This is a genomic window from Colwellia sp. BRX10-9 (assembly GCF_014077405.1).
In the GTDB taxonomy this organism is placed as follows: Bacteria; Pseudomonadota; Gammaproteobacteria; order Enterobacterales; family Alteromonadaceae; genus Colwellia_A.
This window is the reverse complement of sequence record NZ_JACGVV010000011.1, coordinates 71,115-87,327: the sequence shown is the minus strand read 5'-3', so window position 1 is coordinate 87,327 and position 16,213 is coordinate 71,115. Positions and strand designations below refer to the sequence as shown.

Sequence of the window (16,213 nt, the reverse complement as noted above, 5' to 3'; positions counted from 1 at the left end):
GTTAACTCTTATTCTTCTGACGTTAGTTTTGCCGTTAAACTGGCATCAGCAACAGGTGATAAAGTAAAGGCAATACCAGCACTATCAATGGTGACATTATTAGGTGCGACAGGCATGCCTGGACCTACGCGGGCAGGACCATTAACAGCAATAACATCCGTTGCTTTTAGCCCAGAAGTAATCGCCTGTAAACTGCCGTAACGCTCACCCAATTTAACCAGCTTATATTGCAAAATATTATTTTCACCAACAGTTAAAACAAAATTATTTTTTAAGTCGGTACCAATAGCGCGTGAAGGCACGATAATTTTTTCGGTAATGGCATTTGCAGCCAACTTGATGCGCGCAAAAGAGCCTGCACGGAGTTGGTTTTTCTCTTCATTAAATACCGCTCTTACCCGCAATGTGCCGGTTGCCGAATTTATTTGGTTATCAATAAAATCAATATAGCCTTGGTAAGCAAACTCACTTTGTCCTACTTTTTGCATCATGACTTTTTGCTGATCGGAGGCACTAATATTAGCAAAATCGCTATTCCAAGTGCGCTCATCAATGTCAAAGTAAGCAAACATCGCTTGGTTAGAAACAATCGTTGTTAGCACACTTTGTCCGGCGATAATGTTATTGCCTTTGGTAATGTTGGCGCGAGAAATAATACCGTCGATAGGTGAACGAATAGCGGTAAATTCTAAATCAAGTTGTGCTGCTGTTAATTGTGCTTGTAATGCAGCGAGTTGTGCTTCGCGCTGACGTAATGTTGACGTGCGAGACTCTGCTTGTTCAGTGGATATCGCTTTTCGTTGAGTTAAACGTATTGCACGCTCTTCTTCACTTTTTGCTTGATCAAATGCAGCTTTTGCACTGTTTACTTGTGCTTGAAGGCTAGCAACAATAGCTAAAAAGGGTCGATCATCTAGTTTAAACAGTAGGTCGCCCGTTTTAATTTGCTGACCCTCATCAAAAGCAATCGACTCTATTACCCCTGAAACACGTGGTTTCAAAGCAACTTGCTCGGGAGCTTCTAAGTGGGTGGTATAGGTGTGCCAATTTTGTACAGATTTGACTAGCACTTCTGCCACATCAATCGACTGTAGTTGTTGCTGCTGTGTTTTTTGACTAGGCGCTTCTGAGCAACCTAATAAAGTTAAGCTTGCCATAGCAATAGCTACTGCGATTAAATGTTTATTCATAATAAGACCTCTTTTAATTTGAGCGCAATTTTACGTAACAAACCTGTTGATAAAAAGCATAGATTTTGCATTTAATTAGTGCCAAAATGGCACCAATAGAATTGTGATGGTAATAAAGTATGGATACGACTAGCCGATTATTGATGTTGCTTGAAGTGGTTGAACAAGGCTCTTTTATTAAAGCGGCTGAGGTACGTAATATTGACCGTTCGGTTATTTCTAAACAGCTCAGCCGCCTTGAGGAACAATTAGGCGTTAGATTACTTAATCGCACTACACGCTCATTTTCCTTAACGGCTGCTGGCGCTGAGATGGTTAAAAAAGCAGCTGAACTTAGAGAGTTACTGGGCGAAACAGTACGAATGGCTGAAAATTATCATTTGGAGCCCCAAGGAGTCCTCAAAATAACGTCTTCTACCTTATTTGGGAAACGTTACTTACAGCCAGTCATTAACGATTTTCAAATGCGCTTTCCGCAGGTTGAAGTAGAATTGCGTTTAGATGATCGTGTTATTGATATTGTCTCAGAAGGGTTTGACCTTGCGTTTCGTATCGGTGAGCCCAAAGATTCGTCGTTAATTGCTCGTAAAATAGCGCGTAATCGTTTGTTAATTTTAGCGACCCCGACATTTATTGCTAATTATGGTTTACCTCAAACTATTGAAGATTTAACGCAATTACCGGCGGCAAGTTACGCTAGCACCTCGTTTAAAGTCGAAGGTGTTCGCTACTATGATAAAAATGGTGAAGCCAAGGAACAAAAACTCAATAGTATTTTTAGGGCAAACGATGCCGAAGTTTTATTGATGAAAACATTATCAGGTAGCGCGTTTTTTGTTGCGCCAGCTTTCGTACTTGATAACGAAGTGAAAGATGGTCATTTAGTACCTTTATTGACCGACGTTAGATTAATGGAGTATGGCGCTATCTATGCAGTATATCCACATCGCGATCTACCCGTTAGAACGCGATTATTTTTTGATGCGGTTCGTGAGTATTTAGGAAAAGAAATACCTATTTGGGAACGGGCTATTCCTAACTTTGAACAGTTATATACCCGGTAGATATTTGTCTGTGCTATTAAATATTAACCCGCCAATTTTACTCGTTTTATTTGCTTGTTTACCTCAGTTAAATTACCTGTCTTAAGCCAAATTCTTGCGCCAGCGCTACCAGCGGTTACCGTTAAGGTATCGCCTAATGGCAAACGTACCCAACTATGCTTTTGTAATAAATCACTGGGTGTTTGTAACTCCCCTGATAACACTAAAACTTCAGCCCCTTGAGTCGCGACAATATTCATTACTGCGCTCGGTTCAAAAGATAAAATAGCGACCTCTTCGATTGTATCTTGGTGTAGTGGGATAATTGAAACGCCTAGTATTTCTGTCGGTGTTGCAGACATTTGCTGTGTTTGTAAACAAACATGGCTTCTATCTTCTTGCTGAAATTGCCAAAGTTTTACAAAAATAATACAGCCTTCATCAGAACGAGGTGTATGAGAAGATTGTGGTGGGTTTCTAATATATGAGCCGACAGGGTAGTCGCCGTGTTCATCTTGAAATACACCTTCAAGCACAATAAATTCTTCACCACCGGTGTGAACGTGGGCAGAAAACTTGCTTCCTTTTGCGTATCTTACTATCGATGTTGCTCTGGCCACTTCACCGCCTACTCGGTCTAACGGTCTTCTATCTACGCCAGGCATAGGTGAAGCTAACCATGCTAATGAGGTACTGTGCACGATAGCTCTTTGTTCAAAGTTAGCTAAAATTTCCATAATCAATCCTATTTTAAAACAGTAAGGGTGAAAGTGAGCCATTTTACATTTAGTAAAAACCTTCATGTAAAATGACTAACAGTCATTTTTTATTTAACGCTTGGACGTTCAGCAACCTTAGCACGCCAATTGAGTAAATGTGTGTATTCGTCGGGTACGGCTATTTTTGCAAAGTCAGCAAAACCAAGACCGGCAAACAGGGTAATATCAGCGACAGTAAAAGCTTCACCTGCGACATAAGTCTGGTTGCTTAAAACAGTGTTAAAGTATTTAAAACCAGCAAGTGCTTTCTCGCCTTGTTTCTTACCCCATTCTTTATTTTGATATGTTTCAAGTTCAGGTCCTAGGCCGTCGGTAGCATGATGAAAATAAGTAGCGACAGCATCAAGTACCATTAATTCAGCTCTTCGTTGCATCATGCTAATAACGGCACGCGATTTTGCCGTTGACCCTGTTAACGATATCCCCTCAAAAGTGTGGTCGATATATTCAATAATAGCAGAACATTCAGCGATGTAAGTTCCATCATCTAATGCCAATACGGGTACGCTGGCTAAGGGGTTCATAGCGATGAAAGCGTCACTTCGATGTTCTTTGTTCATCACATCAACAGCAATAAAAGTGACCTTGTCAGAGGCGTTTTTCTCTGCTAACGCCATGCGGACACGCAATGGGTTAGGAAAACCTTCTACATCATATATTTTCATTTTATATTTCCAATTAATTTGGTTATCGTTGTTTACTTAACTACCTACCGGTAGGTGGTTTACGTATTTTTAATTATATTGTCAAATTTTATTTAAAACTCAAGTCTTCTAAAAAATTAAAGTTGCTTTTACAGGTCGAGCTAGCTAATATTTATCTATCAGTAGATAGTTTTTTAAAGTTTACATATATGAATAATAAACGTGTGATTATTGTCGGTGGGGGATTAGCGGGTTTATATACCGCTTATCAACTAGAACAGTTGAATATTCCTTATCTTCTTTTTGAAGCAAAAGATGTTTTTGGTGGCCGTATATATAGCGAGCAACCGAAAGTGTATGATGAAAATGAACCATTACATGATTTAGGTCCGACGTGGATATTTCCGCATCATCACCAGATGAAAGCACTAGTGGCTGATTTGAAAACACATTTGTTTGACCAACATATTGAAGGTGCGGTTGTTTATCATGCGGATCAGCATACTCAGCCACAAATTATTGAAAATGGTCAAGGGCCACTTTTACATCGTTTAGCTGGCGGATTATACAAGCTCATTTTAGCTTTACAGGCTAAGCTATCTAAAGATAACTATCAGCTTAGTTGTCAAGTCGAGCAATTAACAAAAGTGCACGATAGCTGGCAAGTGACAGTAAAAAATACTAAAGATGACTCGACATCTATTTTTGAAACCGACCATTTAGTTTTAGCTTTACCACCGCGGATCATTAATGAATTTTTAACACCCGTTCATTGGGCAAGCAAAGCTTTAACCGCAGCCCTTGTCGCTGTGCCGACTTGGATGGCAAGCCAAGCTAAGTTTATTGCAACTTATGAAGAGGCTTTTTGGCGAACGAAAGGCTTAGCAGGGCAAGCCTTTAGCCGTGTTGGACCTATGATAGAAATTCATGATGCCTCGGCACAAGTACAGCAAGATTTCGCTTTATTTGGTTTTATTGGGCTTTCGTCACAAGCGATAGAAGGTTTATCTGTAGAACGGGTTAAAGCTTTGTGTATTAATCAACTGAGCTTATTATTTGGTGATGAGGCCCAGCAATACTCACAGTGTTATTTAAAAAGCTGGGGTAATGATCATTATGTTGCCGTTGAAAAAGACAGAGTGGAGCCACCAAATCATCCTTATTTTAATATGAAGGGGTTTGCTGGCGAATTATCCTCATTAAATTTATATTTAGCCGGTAGCGAATTTGCTCAGCAAGAAGCCGGTTACCTTGAAGGCGCATTATTTGCCGCAAATACAACCATTAAGTCATTAGAAAAGAATTTAATGACCTTAACTAGAGAGAAAATATAATGAGTAAAAGTTCTTATGCTTTATATCACAAGGTTCATTGTCCATATTGCCGACAAGTCATTGCCGCAATGAAAACTAGCAATGTTACGCTTGAATTACGTGACACAGAGAAAAATTTAGCCTTTAATAAAGAGTTAATCGAACAAGGGGGAAAGAAACAGGTACCTTGTTTAAAAATTACAGAAAATGGTCAAGAATCTTGGCTGTATGAATCTGGAGATATTATTAACTATTTGAATAAAATAGCCTAGTCATTGATAATGGATGAAATTATTAAATTTATTTAATAATTTCATCATTTACTTCACCTTCAAATAGCATTTATTTATGAATAAAAAATCTCAAATACTCAAATTAGCTGAAAATAAAGTAAGATCTGGTGGCTATGGTAATTTTAGCTTTAGGGAACTGGCTGATGAAATTGGCATAAAAAGCTCAAGTGTTCATTACTATTTTCGTACAAAAGCTGATTTAGGTGCCGCACTAGCACACCAGTACGTAGATGATTTTTTAGCGTTATTAAATGCTGAAAAAGCAAAGTTAAAGGGTCGTAGTGCGATTAACCTCTATATTAGTGCTTTTAAAACGGCATTAGAAAAAGACAATCAAATGTGTTTATGTGGCTTGTTAGGCGCACAGTCTGATGCACTGCCAGAGCAAGTCAACATAGAAATAAAACGCTTTTTTGAATTAAATATAAACTGGTTACAATCAGTGTATATAGACGAAAAAGGTTTAGCAGTAGACATTGCCAAAACTAAAGCTATTCAGTTATTAGCTACTTTAGAAGGGATGATGATTTTAGCAAAAGTGTTAGACGATACAACGGCTTTTGACAGCCTTAATGATTATATCAATGAGGACATTTAATCGAGTCTATTGATGATAGTGTTACTTGCCAATCATCATATTTAGCTGATCATTTCTTTACTTTAAAGTGCAGAAAAATAGTGAGGCTAGGTAGTAGAGCATAGTTAAGGAGGTTCTTAAAAATATAAAAAATGCCATTAAATATAGAGGCATTTTTACAACACTCTTTTTATCGAGGTAACAACGGCTAAGGGACTGCCAAATGATTAACACTCTTTTCATCTAAACTTTCTTGCCACGTTTCTGGCATTTTCTCCATAATTCGCACTAATAATTGCTTAGCCACTGCCTTATCTTCTAATTGCTTAGCCACTGCCTTATCTTCTAATTGCTCTGATGAGTGTGACAATATTGTTGCCCATAAATAGCTTTTTGCTAAAAGCTTATCTTTATTGATTTGTGCTTTGTTAAAGACTTGCCAATACAATAAAGCGGTTGGCATATAAGCTTTTTTGTATTTTCCTAATGCCGCGATTTCATACCAGTGCAAAGCCTCTTTCTCGTCAACATTCATGCCAATTCCTTTATCATAAAATTGTGCTAACAGATAAGCTGAACTGGGCGATTTTTCACTCGCAACATGCTGTAGCCAGTTAAAAGCTTGTTGATAATCTTGCGGGAAATATTGACCATAAAAATACCACTGAGCAAGCTTGTTTTGTGCACTAATCGAGCCTTGCTGACCGGCCTCAAGGCAAAGCCGTTGCCCAGCTATTAAATCAACTTTAACACCATCACCGGAAAGTAATAATTCGCCAGCCTGGCATGCTCCTGACGGTATTCCTTGTTCAAACGCTTTTATAAACCAATGGTAAGCCAATTTTTTGTTTTGCTTAACTCCTTGTCCTTCAAAAAAGCATTGCCCCAATGATTGCATAGCGCCTGGCATATTATTTTTTGCTGCTTTTTGATACCATTGACAGGCGGTTGAACGGTTGGGGGTGATCCCCCAGCCTAGATCGTAAAATAACGCGACAGTAAATTGCGCAAGACCATTTTCTAAATTGGCTTGTTCTTTAAAGGCTATTAATGCGGCTTTATATTGCTGCTTTGCCAGTAATGCTTGGGCATTACTTAATGGGCCTGCCCAATCATCAATGTTTTTCGCAAAAACAGGTGGTTTGAAGAGTATTAGTAGAATAAAAAAAACAAGGCCGGTAGTTAATCGACCTTGAATTATTTGACCTTTAGATGATTTAGTCATATTAATTACGCGACGGGAAAACACCTTGTAAGGCAATTAACCAAGTGAGCGAAAGGTAAGGGCCGCGAATATTAAAGTCTTGACTACTCCCATTATTATTAACCACGGTATCAGATGTTGAACTTACCTCAACACCTAAACTTAGTGCAATCGCATCAGCTCTCATATCGACATTAGGAGCACCATTACTATATATATTTTCCCTATTCGGACTATTTGATAAAGCCGCGTCCGTCGGTGAATTAGTTGTACTACTTGATGCTAATGCACGTAATGCTATTGTGGTAGCACTGGTATCGACAACATTGCTCGTTGTGGTTGTTGCGGTATGATTATGAGCCGGCATTTGTAAAATATTCAAGACATGAGTTTCTGACCCACCTCTTTGTCCTAAACGGTAATTACCAAGTCCGGGTCCTTGTCCCTGACCAATAGGTGAGCGCCCACGTAAATCGGGTAGTCCAAAAGTTGAACGACCATCGCCACCATAAGTAGTACCAAGAAGAGCAAATAACGCATTATTACTTGAAATCGCTAGTAATTGCCCTTCAGCTTTTGCCCAACTTCGAATAGCAAAATTACCACCAAAAGCACACATCCCACCCAAATATGGTTGAGAAGAGCAGGCCAGTGCTTTCATCGGCATCGTGATAGCCGTGATACTAAATCCTAAAATGCAGCTTAATTTTATTACCTTTACAATATTCATTTCTATTATCCTTAATTTGTAAAAAACCATTAATTATTTATTTTGCGCTTTACTTGTAATAGTGCCATCGCCATAAAAAACAGTATAAATGTACTAGGCTCTGGCACTTGTGACGGTGGCTGTGTGTTGGTTAAATTTTCTGCACCAACAATACTAATAAAGGCACTGGTGCGTGCATTAAAAGTAGAGCTATTGTCGAAAGCTTTACCATCCATTTTTAATAATGCTGAGAAGTTATCTGAGGCACCTGCCGCCAACGTAATATCAAAAATAAAGGTGCCATTATCAGATAGTGCTGCCCCACTAGTCGGTAAATCTGTACCATTTTTTTTGTCAATATAAAAAGTATCTGAGGTTAAATCAGAGGCAAATAATTCACCGATTAAAGTATTTAAAAGGTTTATTTCAGCATCAATAAAAGCTTCAGGCCCGTCTGCATCAGCAAAGTTTAAAAATGCTAATTCAAAAAATATTTTATAAGTATCGGTAGCTGAACTATTGAATAAGGAAAACCTCATGTCAAAGATAAAATCAGGAACTTCACTTATTGCACCCGCAGTAGAAGAGCTTATAGCACTAACACCAACGCCATCTCCAAAATCAGTCAATGTCCCTGCTAAAGGGTTTGCACCTGTTGGCGTGAGATTAGCAATAGAGGTGAGTGTCGTGCCGCCACCAATAACAAGTGACATATCCGCACTTTGACTGGCGTTACCTGTGGGAGAAGCTGAATTAGTAGTATCGAGTTCAGCGTTACCGGTAATAGAGATATCTAGCGGAATTAACCCCGCAGTAACTGTTGGTGCAATTAAACTAAAAGCACATAGAATAGAACAAAACCTGAGAACTTTACGCATCCGTGTAATCCTTTTTAAAGTGGTTGATGAGTCATATGCAAGGTTTAAACCCTTTTACTAATTGATTATAAAAACAACAGTTTGTAATGTGTAGCAAAATGACAAAAAGATAAAATGTAAAAAATACTGACATATTTATTGTTTTAAAATCGTTCTATAAAAATATTAGCCAATAAAATAAGTATCTTCTGAACCTTATGTGAATTTCATACGTATTTAGTTTAATTTAATCAATGTTGTATGCTTACTTTTTACTGAATTAGAAAGTATCGCTTTATTTTATTGTTTGATCAGGTGTTTAGTCTAACAACTCAATATTGAATGGGCTAAAAACACTCAGGAATAACAGTAGTGAACATTAATAGTTTTTCAATTATAAATAAAAAATGGGATTTATGTATGCCACTAATAATTAAAAATGGTTTTTTGGTGATTTTTAGTTCATTTTTGCTATCAGCCTGTAGTTTTAGTTTTATTTATAACCACTTAGACTGGTGGAGCAATTGGTATCTTGATGATTACGTTACCTTAAGCCAAGAACAGCAAAAAACATTTGATACGACATTTAATGAGCTGCATACATGGCACCGACGAACACAACTCAGTGAATATAGTCGGCAACTTATCACGCTAAAAGACCAAGTAAATCGCGGTATTACCGTAGAAGAAGTCGACGATCAATTAGTCATCATCAAACAGCATTGGCTTGCAGTGCGAGAGCAAGCAAAACCGGCACTGATATCGTTAGTTCATACCCTGAGTAGTCGCCAAAGAAAACAAGTTGTCGATGAAATTGCCAATAATAATGAAGAACGTCTCGACGACTATGATGAGTTATCTCAAGAGCAATGGCTTAACGAAACATGTATAGAACGACAAGACCAGTTCAAAAAATGGTTGGGGAAGTTAACTGAAAGTCAAAAAATTGAAGTATGTCAACTGACCAAAAGTTTAGCACCGACATTTAATCATAGAATGGATTATCGAATAAAATGGCACTCAGGTTTAAAACAAGTATTAGCCATGGGATTAGATAGACAAGAATATGAAGTGATGTTTACTGAACTTATTTCTGAACCAGAGTCATTAAAGTCAGAGCAACACAAAACATTATCTAAAAATAATAGTGATACCTCTGTAAAAATATTTCATATTATGATGAACAGCTTAACAGATAAACAATTGAATCGATTTAATAATAAACTTGATGATTTAATTGAGGACTTAAAAGAACTGGCTATAAACACTTAGCACCAAATCTTATTTTAAAGCACTTATATAAGACAACTTTGCGTTGACGTTGTTATTTTCCCTCGTGTTTAATTTTAATTATCTCTTCTTGGTTGTACCCGCCTGAAAATAAAACTATTTTTTCACATGAAAAGTAAACTTAATCTTAGTTTTATCGTATAACATATATTAATTTATACATATCACCGGTAGTAAGTGCGATTAACGTGCAGACACCAGCAAAAATAATTTAAGAGAGTGCTAAATGAACGATATTAATTCACCACAAAAACCGGTGGAAGTGACCCAAAAACCTGTTGTTTGGGGAATACATTTGATTGTAACCATCGTGATTTTTGCTATTGCTTTTGCAATTATTGCAGCGATGTTTGCTAGTAAACCTACTCCACGTAAATGGGGAGGAGGACCGCCGGCTTCTGTTGGTGTTGAAACAGTACAACTAACGGCTACGGATTACCCTGTTTGGATTGAATCTTACGGCTCAGCTGAGCCTTTAACTAGAACGCAATTAGTTTCAGATGTCAGTGGGCGTGTTATTGAGGTCGCTAATAATATTCGTGCAGGAGCATCATTTAAAGCGGGTGATGTTTTACTGGCGATCGACCCTCGTGATTATCAGATAGAAGTTGATGTTACAAAATCAACGGTCGCTAATGCTTGGGTAAAATACAAAGAAGAGTTGGCTCAAGCAGATGTCGCTGAGCGCGACTGGAATGTTAGACCCGGTAGTAAAGCGGGTCGCGATTTAGCACTTCGCATTCCACAAGTTGCGGCTGCACTCGCTTCTTATGACGCATCTAAAGCGCAATTGGCGAAAGCCAAACTCAACCTTGAGAGAACTCAAGTTAAAGCCCCCTTTGACGGAAAAATTTTGAAGCAAATGGTTGATTTAGGGCAAGTTGTTAATCCGTCTCAAACTATTGCTGAGATATATTCCACTGATTATATTGAAGTAAGATTACCGGTAAAAGCCCAAGACCTAGCGCACATCTACTTACCCGATGAATACAATGCACCAGGCAACGAGCCTACAGACAACAAGGAACATCAATCTGTTGTTCTTTTTGAAGGTGAGTTAGGTGGTAAAACTTATACATGGAAAGGTAAGTTAGTACGTAGTGAAGGAGCTTTTGATTCATCTACTCGTATGCTTTACGTTGTTGCCAAGCTCGATAATCCTTTTGTTAGCTCTCCACAACTCCCCGCATTACGTGTTGGGCAGTTTTTAAGAGCAAAGATTGAAGGCACACAATTGAAGAATGTCTATGCTATTCCAAGAAGAGCAGTAAGTCAGAATAATATGATTGCGGTTGCAGAAGATGGTTTATTGCAAAAACGTGCTATTGAACCTTTATGGACAGATGTTGAGTCTGTCGTTATTTCGGCTTCTTCACTTGCTGGCGATATTTATAATTATGCTGGCGCTATTGATTCTACCGATAAGCTTATTTTAACGCCAACGGCCAATTTAGCCGCGGGTACCCGAGTTAAATCATTGAATGACATTAATTCGACAACCAATGAAGAATTAGCTAAAAAGAAAATGACAACACCTGCAATGAATCAAGAGATACAAGATAGTGATAGTGAAAAGCAAGAAGGTTTACCGGCTTTAAAAAAATCCCCAAGTAATTCATCCACTTCGACTACGGACTAGGAACTCATTATGCATGGTTTAATCGCTTGGTTTGCTCGTAATGACGTCGCTGCTAATCTTCTTATGGTGGTCATCGTTGCCGTTGGACTTTATAGTTTGTCTAACAAAATCCCTGTAGATTTATTTCCTGAATTTGAAATAAATACTGTACAAGTTAGTGCTGTTTTACCTGGCGCTTCACCACAAGAGGTTGAAGAAGGTTTAACCATAAGAGTGGAGGAAGCGATTCAAGATATCGAAGGCATTCGTGAAATGACTTCGCGCTCTAATGAAGGCAGTTCAACCGTGACTGTTGAAGTAGAAGATGGTTTCGACGTTAGAGAAGTACTCGACGAAATGAAAGTTCGCGTAGATGCGATTAATAATTTTCCTGTTGAAGCTGAACGTCCTTTGGTGACAATGCCTAAGCGTATGCGTGACGCCATTGGTGTGGTGATGTATGGCGATTATGACAGCTTAACATTACGCCGCTTTGCTGAAGATGTTCGAGATGAAATAGCTTCGTTGCCTGGGGTTACTCAAGTCAGTGTTGATAACTCTCTGCGTTTTGAAATATCGATTGAAATACCTGAATGGTCATTAAGAAAATATGATATTACCTTAGAGCAGGTTGCCGACGCTTTACGACGTAACTCTACAGATGTATCCGCCGGTAATTTGAAAACTGAAGGCGGAGATATTTTTATCCGCAGTATTGGTCAAGCTTATAAAGCAAGTGACTTTAGCCAGCTACCGATATTAACTGATAAAGATGGTACATTAATCCGTTTAGGTGATATTGCTGTTTTACGTGATGAATTTGAAGAAACCCCCTTGAGAACAAGATTTAACGGTATACCCGCAATAGAGGTAGAGGTCTTTCGCGTTGGTGATCAAAGTATTATCGAAGTAACCGATGCCGTTAAAAATTATATCGCAGGTAAACAACAAGCATTACCGGTAGGGTTAACGATGACTTACTGGCGCGATCGCAGTAAGTCGATAAAAGCACGTTTAGCTACGCTTACTACAAGCGCTTGGCAAGGTGCGCTATTAGTTATTCTTCTCTTAGCTTTATTTTTACGACCCGCCGTTGCATTTTGGGTGTGTCTTGGCATTCCAATGTCATTTATGGGTGCATTTATATTGATGCCATTTTTTGGTATATCTTTGAATTTAATGAGCCTATTTGCTTTTATTTTGGTGCTAGGTATTGTTGTCGATGATGCGATTGTTACGGGGGAAAATGTTTACGAACATATGCAACGTGGTACTGATCCCCTTACCGCTGCCATTAGAGGTACTCAAGAAGTTGCCGTACCGGTTACCTTTGGTATTTTAACGACTGTTGCGGCCTTTATACCCCTGGCTTTACTTGAAGGACGAGGCAGTTGGTACCAGAGTATTCCTTACGTTATTGTGCCGGTTTTACTCTTTTCATTGATCGAGTCTAAATTGGTATTACCCGCGCATCTTAAACATATTAAACCGCGAACAGGCGCGCCATCGCGGCTAACACGTATTCAAATGGCAATATCGACCTCTTTAGAGACGTTTATTGCTAAATTTTACCAACCAACATTAGCATTAGCGCTGCGCTGGCGATACGCGACGCTGGCAATTATGTTGTCGTCACTTTTTATAGTCATTGGTGCGCTTTCAAGCGGACAAACAAAATTTGTATTTTTCCCTCGTGTGCAAAGTGAAGTAGCAACAGCAACACTAACAATGCCAACAGGTACCGCCTTTGAAAGTACCGATCGTATTGTTCAACATATGACTACGCAAGCAAAGTTATTACAAGAGAAATATATTGATCCCGAATCTGGTGAGTCTATTATTAAGAATATTTATTCTATTAGTGGTGGACGTAATTCAAGTACGGGACGTGTTCGTGTCGAAACAATCCCTCCAGAAGACCGCAGTACAGATATTGGCACGCAACAGATAGTTGCAGAATGGCGTAAAATGGTTGGACAAGTCGCTGGCGCTGAACAGTTAAATTATCGAGCTGAGATTGGTTGGAATAGACCCGCTATTAATATCGAATTGCGTGGCAAGAATGCTAATGATTTAGCTGAGCTAGGCGATAAATTCAAAAGTAAATTAACGCAGTACTCAGCAGTTTCAGATGTTGAAGACTCAATGTCTGATGGCAAAGAAGAACTACAATTAAAACTTAAGCCCGAAGCAACGTTACTTGGACTTAATTTAAATATGGTTGCAAGACAAGTTCGTCAAGCAGTCTACGGTTTTGAAGTTCAGCGTATTCAACGTGGGCGTGAAGAAGTGCGAGTTATGGTGCGCTATCCTATTGCTGCTCGACAGTCGATTGAGACGTTAGAGCAGATGATGATAAGAGTCGAAGCCGGTCAAGAAGTTCCGCTATGGCAGATTGCTGATATAGTGCCTGGATTAAGTCCTTCGAGTATTTTACGTATTGATCGACAGCGAACACTTTCTATTACGGCTGACTTTAACAAAGAGCAAGGTAATTTGTCTGCGGTACAGGAAGAGTTAGAAGAATTTTTACAACAATCGATAAGTACGTATCCAGGCATGAATTATGAAATGGCTGGTGAAGCTAGAGATCAAAAAGAGTCTTCCCAAGAACTGAAATTTGGTATGTTTGGCTTGTTATTGGTGATTTATATCCTACTTGCTATTCCGTTTAAAAGTTATTCTCAGCCTTTAGTGGTGATGATGGTTATTCCTTTTGGCATTGTCGGTGCGGTTATAGGTCACTGGATAATGGGCATGGATTTAACCTTATTGAGTCTGATGGGGGTCTTAGCGTTATCGGGTGTGGTGGTTAACGATTCACTGGTCCTGGTCGACTATATTAACAAAAAGCGTGCTGAGGGGAGTGCTGTTTTTGAGGCTGTTTATGCCGCAGGTGGTCGTCGCTTTAGGCCGGTTTTACTGACATCATTAACAACGTTTGCTGGTTTAATGCCACTTTTATTTGAAAAGAGTACTCAAGCACAGTTCTTAATTCCGATGGCAGTAAGTCTGGGATTTGGTATTTTATTTGCGACAATCATTACATTGTTTTTAGTGCCGATAAATTATTTGATTATGGAAGATATCAAACGCTATTTCGCTCGTTATAAAAATGACATGCGTTGGTTAATACGTAAAGGCGTTGATAAAGGAAAATCGTCATAACGTCAGCCGTTAAACGCTTAACTATGTTGTTGGAATAACACTAAAAAATTGCCAACCTTTCATTAGGTTGGCAATTTTTTTATTTATCATAAAAATTTAACTTCACTATTATCTGCAGTGCTGATTTCTTCAAATTTTATTAAAAATATGCTCAGTAGAGTAAACTGTTTACTTAAAATAACGCTTTGGCTACAATATTTCATCAAGGTTAGCTGTAATACTGATATTTATTAAAATATTCCTTGACCAATCACCCCCCTCAACCCACTCTTTGCCCACGAATTTATTCAAATGTAGAGATTTAATTAGTGAGCCAAGAATTAATGTACGACAAAAATAGCATTATCATTATTATTACCCTTTTTATTTTGATGTTAATTATTAACCAAATAGGCTACAGCTTCGGATTACGTAATAAAGACGCAGAAAACACCGAGATGAAAAGTCAATCTACGGCTATTCAAGCCGGCATTCTGGGTTTATTGGCTTTGCTGCTGGGTTTCACGTTTAATATGTCGCTGCAACGATACGATGGACGAAGCAGCGCGGTTATTGAAGAAGCGGGTGCTATTTCAAGAGTAGCCATGCAAGCAAAACTATTGAGTGGTAAAGTAAAAGATGACGTTTTTGATGAATTAGAGTCTTATTTAGCACTACGTATTTCACTGAGCCAAATAGATTTGAGCAATGCAGAGCAACGTATGGCTGTAAACAAAAAGGTCAGTAAATCACAAGCGAAACTGATTGAATTAGCACAACAAGAATTAGAAAATCCAAGATCATTGTTAATTGCCAATGGCTTTTATCAGTCATTGTCCAGCATGATTCAAATTGAAAACAAACGTTCGGCTATGCTTAGACTCCATGTGCCTGAGCCGGTATTGTTTTTGTTGTTCAGTGTTTTTGTTACTGTTGGCGGCATGCTTGGATATAATAGCGGGTTAGGGAAGAAGCGTCCCGCATTTCCCACGATATTATTATTCACCTTAATCATCTTGGTGGTCTTTATTATCATTGATTTAGACAGACCTAAGCGCGGTATTATACAAGTTAACCAAGATAGCCTGCATGATGCGGTCATGACCCTTCAAGATTATAAAACTGAATAATGTTAACGTTTATTTAAGCTAGGGATATTAAAACTTAATAGCTATTTTGGGTCATTTAATAATGAATAGCTATTAGATATTCATTATTAAAAGGACAAAGCACCAAAGCTTCGGCTACAATCTCACCTTATATTTGTTCGAAAATATAGATACTAGTCCTGTCGATACCAGCCTACCTAGCTAAGCGCTTTATAGGGATAATAAAGACTATAAAAGTCGACAACGACCAAGCTCTTAAATTTTTGTTATTTAAAAACATCGCCTTGCAAACTTCCTCCTGATTTTTCCTCAATATATTCCTCGATCATTTGTCGCACTTTCTGATACGCATTAACATCATCTAATGCAGCCAGTTTTTCAAAGTTCGCCTTTTTATGATCAATGAATACCGTAAGTCTGGCTGTTGTTTTTACCACCTT

Annotated in this window: 15 protein-coding genes; 8 read left to right on the top strand and 7 right to left on the bottom strand. The window is 38.5% G+C overall.

All coding sequences use genetic code 11. The features are described from left to right. Positions 1-8: 8 nt before the first annotated feature. Positions 9-1,190 (bottom strand): efflux RND transporter periplasmic adaptor subunit, encoded by a 1,182-nt coding sequence (locus H4J69_RS08810; RefSeq protein WP_182175705.1) that lies wholly within the window; start codon positions 1,188-1,190, stop codon positions 9-11. A gap of 119 nt (positions 1,191-1,309) precedes the next feature. On the opposite strand from H4J69_RS08810, the gene H4J69_RS08805 reads away from it, so the two are divergent. Then, positions 1,310-2,254 (top strand): LysR family transcriptional regulator, encoded by a 945-nt coding sequence (locus H4J69_RS08805; RefSeq protein WP_182244276.1) that lies wholly within the window; start codon positions 1,310-1,312, stop codon positions 2,252-2,254. A gap of 23 nt (positions 2,255-2,277) precedes the next feature. Here the strand turns inward: H4J69_RS08805 and H4J69_RS08800 are convergent, their stop codons facing one another. Next, entirely contained in the window at positions 2,278-2,970 is a 693-nt protein-coding gene (locus H4J69_RS08800) for a cupin domain-containing protein (RefSeq protein WP_182244275.1), read from the bottom strand. An 89-nt stretch (positions 2,971-3,059) separates the two neighbouring features. Then, positions 3,060-3,677 carry a glutathione S-transferase gene (locus tag H4J69_RS08795; protein WP_182218249.1) on the bottom strand — a complete coding sequence of 206 codons (618 nt, stop codon included), beginning with the start codon at positions 3,675-3,677 and terminating at the stop codon, positions 3,060-3,062. Positions 3,678-3,865: 188 nt separating this feature from the next. Between H4J69_RS08795 and H4J69_RS08790 the strand changes: the two genes are divergently transcribed. The 3 genes from H4J69_RS08790 to H4J69_RS08780 all read left to right on the top strand — a co-directional run bounded on the left by H4J69_RS08790 (position 3,866) and on the right by H4J69_RS08780 (position 5,860). After that, complete coding sequence (locus tag H4J69_RS08790) at positions 3,866-4,990, top strand: FAD-dependent oxidoreductase (protein ID WP_182244274.1); 1,125 nt, start codon at positions 3,866-3,868, stop codon at positions 4,988-4,990. After that, on the top strand, positions 4,990-5,241 hold the full coding sequence (locus tag H4J69_RS08785) for a glutathione S-transferase N-terminal domain-containing protein (protein WP_182218245.1): 252 nt from the start codon (positions 4,990-4,992) through the stop codon (positions 5,239-5,241). The genes H4J69_RS08790 and H4J69_RS08785 overlap by 1 nt, the downstream gene beginning before the upstream one ends. Before the next feature lie 76 nt (positions 5,242-5,317). Then, positions 5,318-5,860 carry a TetR/AcrR family transcriptional regulator gene (locus H4J69_RS08780; RefSeq protein WP_182251935.1) on the top strand — a complete coding sequence of 181 codons (543 nt, stop codon included), beginning with the start codon at positions 5,318-5,320 and terminating at the stop codon, positions 5,858-5,860. Positions 5,861-6,047: 187 nt separating this feature from the next. On the opposite strand, the gene H4J69_RS08775 is transcribed toward H4J69_RS08780, so the two are convergent. Genes H4J69_RS08775 through H4J69_RS08765 form a run of 3 tightly spaced genes read right to left on the bottom strand, consistent with a single transcriptional unit; the run spans position 6,048 to position 8,630 of the window. Continuing rightward, positions 6,048-7,064 (bottom strand): tetratricopeptide repeat protein, encoded by a 1,017-nt coding sequence (locus tag H4J69_RS08775; protein WP_182244272.1) that lies wholly within the window; start codon positions 7,062-7,064, stop codon positions 6,048-6,050. A 1-nt stretch (position 7,065) separates the two neighbouring features. After that, on the bottom strand, positions 7,066-7,773 hold the full coding sequence (locus tag H4J69_RS08770; protein WP_220466023.1) for a phage tail protein: 708 nt from the start codon (positions 7,771-7,773) through the stop codon (positions 7,066-7,068). Positions 7,774-7,802: 29 nt separating this feature from the next. After that, a complete protein-coding gene (locus H4J69_RS08765) occupies positions 7,803-8,630 on the bottom strand; it encodes a PEP-CTERM sorting domain-containing protein (protein ID WP_182230630.1) in 828 nt (275 codons plus the stop codon). Between the two features lie 399 nt (positions 8,631-9,029). On the opposite strand from H4J69_RS08765, the gene H4J69_RS08760 reads away from it, so the two are divergent. From H4J69_RS08760 to H4J69_RS08745, 4 genes are all read left to right on the top strand, one after another. Continuing rightward, positions 9,030-9,881, top strand: coding sequence for a DUF6279 family lipoprotein (locus tag H4J69_RS08760; RefSeq protein WP_182230629.1), 852 nt, complete (start codon positions 9,030-9,032; stop codon positions 9,879-9,881). 244 nt (positions 9,882-10,125) lie between these two features. Next, positions 10,126-11,538, top strand: a complete 1,413-nt coding sequence (locus H4J69_RS08755) for an efflux RND transporter periplasmic adaptor subunit (protein ID WP_182244271.1) — start codon at positions 10,126-10,128, stop codon at positions 11,536-11,538. Between the two features lie 9 nt (positions 11,539-11,547). Then, on the top strand, positions 11,548-14,685 hold the full coding sequence (locus H4J69_RS08750; RefSeq protein ID WP_182244270.1) for an efflux RND transporter permease subunit: 3,138 nt from the start codon (positions 11,548-11,550) through the stop codon (positions 14,683-14,685). Between the two features lie 308 nt (positions 14,686-14,993). Further along, positions 14,994-15,794, top strand: a complete 801-nt coding sequence (locus tag H4J69_RS08745; protein ID WP_182218237.1) for a hypothetical protein — start codon at positions 14,994-14,996, stop codon at positions 15,792-15,794. Positions 15,795-16,039: 245 nt separating this feature from the next. Here H4J69_RS08745 and H4J69_RS08740 read toward each other — a convergent pair whose 3' ends face one another. Then, the gene (locus H4J69_RS08740; protein WP_182244269.1) at positions 16,040-16,210 is read right to left on the bottom strand and encodes a CopG family transcriptional regulator; all 171 of its coding nucleotides are present in this window, start codon (positions 16,208-16,210) and stop codon (positions 16,040-16,042) included. Between the last annotated feature and the right edge of the window lie 3 nt (positions 16,211-16,213).

What these genes read in the sequence shown, in the direction of transcription:
- H4J69_RS08785 (WP_182218245.1), top strand. Translation starts at nt 4,990, where the DNA reads ATGAGTAAAAGTTCTTATGCTTTATATCACAAGGTTCATTGTCCATAT.
- H4J69_RS08770 (WP_220466023.1), bottom strand. Translation starts at nt 7,773, where the DNA reads ATGAATATTGTAAAGGTAATAAAATTAAGCTGCATTTTAGGATTTAGT.
- H4J69_RS08775 (WP_182244272.1), bottom strand. Translation starts at nt 7,064, where the DNA reads ATGACTAAATCATCTAAAGGTCAAATAATTCAAGGTCGATTAACTACC.
- H4J69_RS08800 (WP_182244275.1), bottom strand. Translation starts at nt 2,970, where the DNA reads ATGGAAATTTTAGCTAACTTTGAACAAAGAGCTATCGTGCACAGTACC.
- H4J69_RS08810 (WP_182175705.1), bottom strand. Translation starts at nt 1,190, where the DNA reads ATGAATAAACATTTAATCGCAGTAGCTATTGCTATGGCAAGCTTAACT.
- H4J69_RS08795 (WP_182218249.1), bottom strand. Translation starts at nt 3,677, where the DNA reads ATGAAAATATATGATGTAGAAGGTTTTCCTAACCCATTGCGTGTCCGC.
- H4J69_RS08755 (WP_182244271.1), top strand. Translation starts at nt 10,126, where the DNA reads ATGAACGATATTAATTCACCACAAAAACCGGTGGAAGTGACCCAAAAA.
- H4J69_RS08750 (WP_182244270.1), top strand. Translation starts at nt 11,548, where the DNA reads ATGCATGGTTTAATCGCTTGGTTTGCTCGTAATGACGTCGCTGCTAAT.
- H4J69_RS08805 (WP_182244276.1), top strand. Translation starts at nt 1,310, where the DNA reads ATGGATACGACTAGCCGATTATTGATGTTGCTTGAAGTGGTTGAACAA.
- H4J69_RS08760 (WP_182230629.1), top strand. Translation starts at nt 9,030, where the DNA reads ATGCCACTAATAATTAAAAATGGTTTTTTGGTGATTTTTAGTTCATTT.
- H4J69_RS08765 (WP_182230630.1), bottom strand. Translation starts at nt 8,630, where the DNA reads ATGCGTAAAGTTCTCAGGTTTTGTTCTATTCTATGTGCTTTTAGTTTA.
- H4J69_RS08780 (WP_182251935.1), top strand. Translation starts at nt 5,318, where the DNA reads ATGAATAAAAAATCTCAAATACTCAAATTAGCTGAAAATAAAGTAAGA.
- H4J69_RS08790 (WP_182244274.1), top strand. Translation starts at nt 3,866, where the DNA reads ATGAATAATAAACGTGTGATTATTGTCGGTGGGGGATTAGCGGGTTTA.